This window comes from Halanaerobium sp., assembly GCF_003070835.1.
On record NZ_QBLR01000511.1, the window covers coordinates 1 to 1,004 of the forward strand.

Consider the following 1,004-nt stretch of genomic DNA (forward strand, 5'->3'; position numbering starts at 1 on the left):
GTAAATTTTCAGCGATCTCCTGTGCATATGCTTTTGCATTTGCAACAGATGTACCATTACCTACTGTTGTATAAAACTTATTATGAAGCTCACCAATTACTCCTTCTTTTTCAAGATCTCTCATAACATCTACCGGAAGAACACGATCTGCGTCCTTATTTGCACATACTGGATCATAACCACCATGAGCTGTTTCATAGTTTTCTTCATCAAGATCCATCACGCCTTCCAAACTGTACTCTCCATATTTTGAAGCACTGGAAGACTCTATATGATCTGGATTTCCTTTAGGAACAATACCTCCAGATGTAACAAGGGCAACCTTTGTCTTAGTCATATCTTTGATTGGATCAACAGGATCTACTCTGTCAAAAACTGGCATTGGATATTCAGTTTCAAAATCTTTTCCATCCAGTTTTTTTAGCAGCATTTTGATAGCTCTAGCCGCTCCTCTTTCTTCAACAAAAATATTTTTTCTGACTCCACGCGGCATATATCCTTCCTCTTCCGGGCTACCTAGTTCACCATCTTTTTGAATATAACTTTTAACAATTTTTGTCATATCAGGAAGCGCTGTTCTCATTCCTGCTGCAGAATCAGGAGTTTCTACAAAATATGCATACTGTTTAAACATTTCATATCCAGGGTTTTCTGGATAAATACCCGAAACTACATCTATTCCTAATTCAGTTTTAGCAATCTCTGCAACCGTACCACAAGCTACACCATATCGGCCTGCATTAAAGGCAGGTCCTGCAATTAATAAATCAGGCTTTATATCTTCTAGCATTTCTTTTATTTCACTTTTGCTTTCTTCAAGATTTTCATTAAAGAATGTATCTCCACAAATAATTGTATTAACAATCTCTGCATCTTCACCTAATGAATTATTTAAAGCAGCTCCAGGACCAATAGGTCCATCTTCTTTGCGTGGTGGAATATCTGCTTTATCTTCTCCCCCAATTTGTCCAAAAAACTGATTTAAATAATGAACAATTTTAAGT

The 1,004-nt window shown here is 36.6% G+C and carries 1 protein-coding gene; it reads right to left on the reverse strand.

The window, feature by feature from the left end; translation table 11 throughout:
* A partial coding sequence (locus CI949_RS20875) for a glycine/betaine/sarcosine/D-proline family reductase selenoprotein B (RefSeq protein WP_290769967.1) occupies window positions 1–1,004 on the reverse strand: 1,004 nt, incomplete at both ends.